A 6,596-nucleotide genomic window follows, 5' to 3' on the forward strand; every position below is an offset into this window, starting at 1 on the left:
TGTTCACCGCGCCCGGGCGGTCTCACGCAGCACGTGGTCGAGCACGTGGGCTATCCCGTCCTCGTCGATCGGCGCCGTTGGATCCACCTCGTACTGGTGAAGCGCCTGCCGGACGGCGCTCAGCGACGGATCCCGGTCGAGCGCCCACCGCGCGGCCTGCCCCTTGGCGCAGTGCACTCCCTCCAGCGCGAAGCGCCAGATCCGGCAGGCGGTGAGGACCATGAGGGCGCCGTGTTCTGCGTCGTCGGTGCGCGATCGCCAGGTCGCCAGCCAGTGCCGGCCGCGCTCGTTGATCCACGCCGTCGGTACGGGCGCGATCACGTCATGCGGCCCGGTGCCGCGGAGAGCGTGCCCGTCGGCGCGAGCCATCGACAGTTCGGCGGGAAGGTCGGGGGCGGCGGTCACGCGGCGTTCGACCTCGACTCCGACGGATGATCGGTCGTACCGACCGACGTGCAGCTCCAGCGGTGGGGTCCGAGTCGGCGCGCCGGCGGCGTCGGCGGTCACGACATGCAGGTCGACACCCGCCGCGGTCCCGATAGGCGTGCCGCGCACCCGGTCCACCAGGGCGTCGATCTGTGGGTCGGACAGGCCCCCGTCGACGACGACGAGCACGTCGATGTCGCTGCGACCGGGTCGGAAGCCGCCGGCCGCCAGGGATCCGTGCAGGATGACCGACCGGGCTGCCGCGCCGACGACGTCCACGACGGACTCGGCGAGCTCCTCCGCAGCGGTCCGAGCGGAGAGGTCTGCCATCCGGTATTCCTAGCAGCCACGGCGGCGACTGGTGAACGACCCGACCGAGACCGGCATTCCGTGAGCGAACACCAGTTCGCCGATCTGGCGGTATCCGGATGCGGGGGACGCCACCACCTCGGCGAGCTGGAGTTGGTCAAGCGAGGGCGGCCAGGCGGGGGAGCAGCGGCGCCAAGGCGTCGACGGCGTTGGCGCGTACCACGAAGCGGGTGATCCCCCAGCGGCGCCGGTGCCGTGCGACCGCCGTGACGATCTCGTCGGCCGTGCCGATCAGCACGAATGGGGTGGCGAGCAGGTCGGCGACGCTCAGCCCGGTGTCGGCGGCGATCGAGGCCGCGGCGGCCTCGGCGTCGTCGGTGACGGTCACCTGCTGGACCAGGGCCTCCAGGGCGGGCGGCTCGTCCCGCCCGGCCGCCCCGGCCGCCACGTGGGCCAGCTGCGCCTCGATCTGGTCGGCCCGCCAGCGCACGTCGTGGTCGTGGCCGTCGGCGAGGGTACGCCCGAAGCCGGTCAGCCCGACCACGTCGGCGTGCGCGCCGGCCCAGCGCAGCAGCGTCGAGTTGGCCGTGCCGATGGTGAGCGGGACCCGCTCCCGCACGGGCCGCAGCCCGGTCAGCCGGGCGGCGTACGCGGCCAGCTCCGGCGTGTCCACCGTGACCTCGTTCCCGGCCAGCAGGTCGCGCACGGCCTCGGCGACCGCGACGCACCGGCGGACCCGCCCGGCGACGTCGGGACGCTCTCGCCCGACGGCCCGCCACTCGGCCGGGGTGTGACCGGCGCCGAGGCCGAGCCGGGCCCGGCCGCCGGAGACCACGTCCAGGGTGGCCACGTCGGTGGCGAGCAGGATCGGCTCCCGCACCCCGGCGTTCGAGACGTACGAACCGAGACCGAGCGTCGAGGTCACCGCCGCCGCGGCGGCGAGGGCCACGAACGGCGACGCGCCGTGACCCGGGTGGTCGGCGGCCAGCAGCGCGTCGAAGCCGGCCGCCTCGACCCGCCGGGCCAGGTCGCTCCAGCTAGTCGCGTCGGTCGGCCGGGCCTGCACGGAGAAGATCGCCATCGGCCCAGCATTCCGGGGCACCCACCCCGCCGGCCAGCCCGGACCCGCCGATTCTGCTGACCGGCGAATCCGGGGCCGGCCGCGGTCTCAGCCGGCGGACTCGTGGACGGCGTCGAGGCGGGACAGGTCGTCGTCGGTGAGCCGCAGTGCGCCGGCCGCGACGTTCTCCGCCAGGTGCGCCGGGTTGCCGGTGCCCGGGATGGCCAGCACGTTCGGCCCCCGGCGCAGCGTCCAGGCCAGCCGGACCTGCGCCGGGCTCACCCCGTGCGCCCGGGCCACCGCGCGGACCTCGTCGTGCTCCTCGCCGCTCGCCCCGGCCTCCCGACCGCTGGTCGCCAGTGCGAAGAACGGCACGAACGCGGTCCCGTGCGCGGCGCAGTCCCGGATCAGCGCGTCGTTGCTCCGCCGGTAGCCGAGGCTCCACGAGTTCTGCACACAGACCACCGGGGCGATCGTGCGTGCCTCCGCGACCTGCTGCCGCGTCACGGCGGAGACGCCGAGTTGCCGGATCAGACCGGCGTCACGCAGCTCGGCGAGCGCGCCGAAGTGCTCAGCCAGCGGCTCCGGGCCGTACACCCGGAGGTTGACCACGTCGAGGTGGTCCCGGCCGAGCTGGCGCAGGTTCTCCTCGACCTGGCCGCGGAGCTGGTCCGGCCGGGCCATCGGCAGCCACTGGCCGGACGGGTCCTTGCCCGGCCCGACCTTGGTGACGATGACCAGGTCCTCCGGGTACGGCGACAGCGCCCGGTTGATCAGTTCGTTGGCCGAGCGCAGCGGCGAGAAGTAGAACGCCGCGGTGTCGATGTGGTTGACGCCCAGCTCGACCGCACGGCGCAGCACCGCGACGGCCCGGTCCCGGTCGCTGGGGCTGCCGTCGGCGTTCGCGGTCAGCCGCATCGCGCCGAAGCCGATCCGGTTGACGGTGCGGTCGCCGAGCCGCCAGGTGCCCGCTGCCGCGGCGTCGACGGTGTCGATGGTCATGCGGTCTCCGTCCGCTCGAGAGGATCCCCGTCCGGGGGTGGCGTGACGCCGAGCAGTTCCACGGGGTCGCCCGTCAACCGGTTCAACGCGGCGACCAGTTTCCGCTCCTCGTAGGTGAAGTGCGACTCCAGCAGCGCGGCCAGCCCGTCCAGCTCGGCCCGGACCGACCGGCCGTCGGCCGCCTCGGCGAGCAGGGCGTCGACCCGGCGCAGCAGGTCGGCGACGACCAGGTGGTCCGCGCTCAGCTCCGCCAGCACGGGGCGCAGCTCGGGCGCCTGCTCGGCCAGGAGGTGGAACACGCCGCCGTCCTCGCCGGTGTGGTGCTGGTCCAGTGCCGCGCAGAACCCGACGCAGTGCGCGCGCAGCTCCCGGGTGAGCGTGGCGCCGCCGCCGGGGGAGTCGAGGCTCGCGCGGAGCTGGGCCAGCTCCTCGCGGAGCCAGTGGTGGATCTCGATCAACTGGGTGCCGAGGGCGGTCAGCCGGCCGCTTGGCGGGTGGGATGGGTGCACATGGTCCCCTGCCGTCCCGCGCCTCCATGCCCACGGCTGCCTTCGTGCCGGGTGCACCGCGACGCTGCGCAGCAGTCTAGGCACCCCACGCCCCGGCGGGCACCCAGGGCGGGCGTCACTCGCCCTCGTCGCGTTCGTGGGGCTCGTGCCAGCGCGCCCGATAGGCCGCCTCGTGCGCCTCGTGGCTGGTCCGCTCCTCGAAGACCAGCTTCCGCAGCGCCCGCCGGCCCTCGTCGAAGACCACCACCTCGGCCGCCACCATGCCGATGGTGATCGCGGTCAGCAACGCCAGGGCGGCCAGCGCGGGCAGGTGTCCGGCGACCGGGATGCTCACGGCGAGCAGCAGCACCGTCGCGACCCGGGTCCAGCTCAGGGTGCGCAGGGTGCGGAGCTGGAAGAGCATGTTGCCGCAGATGTAGCAGATCACCCCGCCGAAGAGCAGCGGCACGCCGGGGCTCTGCGCCGGCAGGTGCTGCGGGTGGTGCGGGTCGGCGATCTGATGCACGATCATCTCGGCGCCGAGCGCGAACAGGATGATGCCCGCGATCATCGGCAGGAACAGGTATCCGTAGGCGTCCCGGGCCATGGCGACGCGCGGACCGTCCTCGGCGGCGTGCAGGGCGATCCGGGCGGCCGGCCCGACCATGTCGTAGTGCGCCCACCAGAGCGCGGCGGTGAAGAAGATGCCGAGCACGGCCGCCGCCACGGCCGGCCAGGTCGGCGGCTGGCCGAGCAGGTTGCTGCCCACGCCGACCGAGATCACCGACTCGCCCAGCGCGATGATCAGGATGAGGTCGTACCGCTCGGTCCAGTGTTCCGCGGAGGCGACGCCCCAGCCCCAGGTGCCCGCGATGAGACCGGTGCTGTACTGGAGCAGCACGACGGTCGCCCAGAGCCCGTCCCGGACCGCCGCCGACGAGAAGAGGTCGTCGATCTTCGGGGGGACCAGGGCGGCCACCCCCAGCAGCAGGGTGCTGCCCACCAGTTCGGGGGTGAACCGGAGGAGCTGGCGGCGCTCGTTCGGACTGTCCCGCACGGCATGCAGGTAGAGCAGCAGGTGCACCCCCCGGATGACGGTGTAGCTGACCGCCGCGACGATCGGCCCGGCCGCGTTGCCGCGCGGATCCCGGAACGCGTTCGGCAGGGACAGGGCGAAGGTGAAGAGGGCCGCCATGCCGACCGTCATGAGAACCGGGACGAAACCCTCGCCGAGCCGGATCTTGGTGGCCACGATGCTGTGCACCACCCACGACCACCAGAGCACGGCGAGGACCAGCAGCGCGTGCAGCAGCGCGCCGCCGTCGACCTCGAGCGCGGTGGCCCGGGTGATGATGAAGAACGAGAAGACGAAGACCAGGTCGAAGAAGATCTCGAACCGGTCGACCCGGGCCCCGGGCGCCACCGGCACCGCCGGCCCGAGGCGTCCCCGCCGCCACCCGAAGCCGCTCACCGACCGAGTCTGTCAGCGCCGGGTCGGCGGCGGGCCGGATTCTGCTCAGGCCGGCCGGTGGCGCAGCCCGTCCATGAGCAGGTCGAGCAGGCGGCCGGCCTGGGCCCGCTGGTCCGGCTCACCGGCCACCAGCGAGACGCCGCTCAACCCGGCGAGCACGTCCGCGGCGGCCACGTCGGCGCGTACGGTGCCCGCGGCGGCGCCGGCCGCCAGCAGGTCGCCCAGCGCGGCGAGCAGCCGGTCGCGGCTGTGCGCGTACGGGTTGGCGCCGGAGGCGATGGCCAGCCGCAGTGCGTCGGCCATGCCCCGCTTGGTGGCGAGGTAGTCGACGAACCGGTCCATCCAGGCCCGGACCGCCGCCTCGGCGGGCAGTCCCGCGAGCAGCTCCGGCACGGCGTCGCAGAGCTTGGCCAGCTCGTTGCGGTAGGCCGCCTCGATCAGCGCCTCCCGGGTGGGGAAGTGGCGGTAGAGGGTGCCGATGCCGACCCCGGCCTCCTTGGCGATGCGGTCCAGCGTTACCTCGGCGCCCGCCTGGGAAAACGCGTGTACCGCGGCGTCCAGCAGTCGCTGCCGGTTGCGCAGCGCGTCGGCACGCAGCGGTCGGTCGGGCACGGCTCCTCCTCGGCTCGACCGGGGAGCAGGCCCGGCCGGACTGGCAACCGGAGGGCCCTCCGGTTAGGCTCGGTCGTAACGGAGGATCCTCCGCTTCTCATCGTAGCGGCCGGACGACCGGTCCGCGCCGCCGCCGACAAGGATGGATCATGACCACCAGCACACCCGTCAGCACCCCGTTCTCCCGCGAGACCACCGCCCTGGAGGTGGTCCGTGACCTCGACCTGACCGGCCGGCGGGCCGTCGTCACCGGCGGCGCCTCCGGCATCGGCGTGGAGACCGCCCGCGCGCTCGCCTCCGCCGGGGCCGACGTCACCCTCGCGGTCCGCAACCCCGACGCCGGGCACCGCGCCGCCGCCGACATCACCGGCAGCACCGGCAACGACCGGATCCTGGTCGCCCCGCTCGACCTGGCCGATCTCGGCTCGGTGGCCGCCTTCGTCCGCACCTGGGACGGGCCGCTGCACATGCTGGTCAACAACGCCGGCATCATGGCCTCGCCCGAGATGCGCACCGAGCAGGGCTGGGAGATGCAGTTCGCCACCAACCACCTCGGGCACTTCGCGCTGGCCACCGGGTTGCGCCCGGCCCTCGCCGCGGCCGAGGGCGCGCGGATCGTCTCGGTCAGCTCGGCGGCCCACCTGCGCTCGCCGGTGGTCTTCGAGGACATCCACTTCCGGCAGCGGGCGTACGACCCGTGGCTGGCGTACGGGCAGTCCAAGACCGCGAACGTGCTCTTCGCGGTGGACGCCACCCGGCGCTGGGCCGACGACGGGATCCACACCAACGCGCTGATGCCGGGCGCGATCCGGACCAACCTCCAGCGCTACATCAGCGAGGAGGAACTGGACCGGATGCGGACGCAGAGCGGCGGCGGCGCGGCGTACTGGAAGAACCCCGAGCAGGGTGCGGCCACCTCGGTGCTGGTCGCCGCCTCGCCACTGGTCGCCGGGGTCGGCGGCCGGTACTTCGAGGACTGCCAGGAGGCCGGGCCGAACCAGCCGGGCACCCGCACCGGCTACGCCCCGTACGCCGTCGACCCGGAGGCCGCCGAGCGGCTCTGGGAGGTCTCCGAGGAGCACCTGCGGGGCTGACCCGGAAACGACGAGAGGGGCGCGCGGCATCCACCTGGCCCGTGGCGGTCTCCGGCACCAACCGGCGGATCTCCGCCGCCGCGCTCAGCCCGTCCTGGCGGGGCATCCGGATGTCCAGCAGCGCCACCCGGGGC

Annotated in this window: 7 protein-coding genes and 1 pseudogene; 1 reads left to right on the forward strand and 7 read right to left on the reverse strand. The window is 74.1% G+C overall.

From position 1 onward, the window contains the following. Positions 1-3: 3 nt before the first annotated feature. The 6 genes from ABZV78_RS24670 to ABZV78_RS24695 form a co-directional block, all read right to left on the reverse strand. Positions 4-756, reverse strand: coding sequence for an aminoglycoside adenylyltransferase domain-containing protein (locus ABZV78_RS24670; RefSeq protein WP_355642169.1), 753 nt, complete (start codon positions 754-756; stop codon positions 4-6). A gap of 136 nt (positions 757-892) precedes the next feature. Continuing rightward, positions 893-1,816: an LLM class flavin-dependent oxidoreductase gene (locus tag ABZV78_RS24675; RefSeq protein ID WP_355642171.1), complete on the reverse strand. Its 924-nt coding sequence runs from the start codon at positions 1,814-1,816 to the stop codon at positions 893-895. Positions 1,817-1,903: 87 nt separating this feature from the next. Then, on the reverse strand, positions 1,904-2,797 hold the full coding sequence (locus tag ABZV78_RS24680; RefSeq protein WP_355642172.1) for an oxidoreductase: 894 nt from the start codon (positions 2,795-2,797) through the stop codon (positions 1,904-1,906). Next, positions 2,794-3,306 carry a hemerythrin domain-containing protein gene (locus ABZV78_RS24685; RefSeq protein WP_355642173.1) on the reverse strand — a complete coding sequence of 171 codons (513 nt, stop codon included), beginning with the start codon at positions 3,304-3,306 and terminating at the stop codon, positions 2,794-2,796. Before ABZV78_RS24685 ends, ABZV78_RS24680 begins: the two co-directional genes overlap by 4 nt. Positions 3,307-3,421: 115 nt before the next feature. Next, positions 3,422-4,756 carry a low temperature requirement protein A gene (locus ABZV78_RS24690; RefSeq protein WP_355642175.1) on the reverse strand — a complete coding sequence of 445 codons (1,335 nt, stop codon included), beginning with the start codon at positions 4,754-4,756 and terminating at the stop codon, positions 3,422-3,424. A gap of 45 nt (positions 4,757-4,801) precedes the next feature. Next, entirely contained in the window at positions 4,802-5,368 is a 567-nt protein-coding gene (locus ABZV78_RS24695) for a helix-turn-helix domain-containing protein (RefSeq protein WP_355642177.1), read from the reverse strand. A gap of 149 nt (positions 5,369-5,517) precedes the next feature. Here ABZV78_RS24695 and ABZV78_RS24700 point away from each other — a divergent pair, with 149 nt between their 5' ends. Then, positions 5,518-6,462, forward strand: coding sequence for an SDR family NAD(P)-dependent oxidoreductase (locus ABZV78_RS24700; RefSeq protein WP_355642179.1), 945 nt, complete (start codon positions 5,518-5,520; stop codon positions 6,460-6,462). 43 nt (positions 6,463-6,505) lie between these two features. On the opposite strand, the pseudogene ABZV78_RS24705 reads toward ABZV78_RS24700, so the two are convergent. Continuing rightward, positions 6,506-6,596 (reverse strand): annotated as a pseudogene (locus tag ABZV78_RS24705) (DNA-binding response regulator); the annotation flags it as partial.

It is taken from the genome of Micromonospora sp. NPDC004540 (genome assembly GCF_040610095.1).
Taxonomy (GTDB): Bacteria; Actinomycetota; Actinomycetes; order Mycobacteriales; family Micromonosporaceae; genus Micromonospora.

Coding starts and splice junctions, on each gene's coding strand:
- ABZV78_RS24670 (WP_355642169.1), bottom strand. CDS start 756: ATGGCAGACCTCTCCGCTCGGACCGCTGCGGAGGAGCTCGCCGAGTCC.
- ABZV78_RS24675 (WP_355642171.1), bottom strand. CDS start 1,816: ATGGCGATCTTCTCCGTGCAGGCCCGGCCGACCGACGCGACTAGCTGG.
- ABZV78_RS24680 (WP_355642172.1), bottom strand. CDS start 2,797: ATGACCATCGACACCGTCGACGCCGCGGCAGCGGGCACCTGGCGGCTC.
- ABZV78_RS24700 (WP_355642179.1), top strand. CDS start 5,518: ATGACCACCAGCACACCCGTCAGCACCCCGTTCTCCCGCGAGACCACC.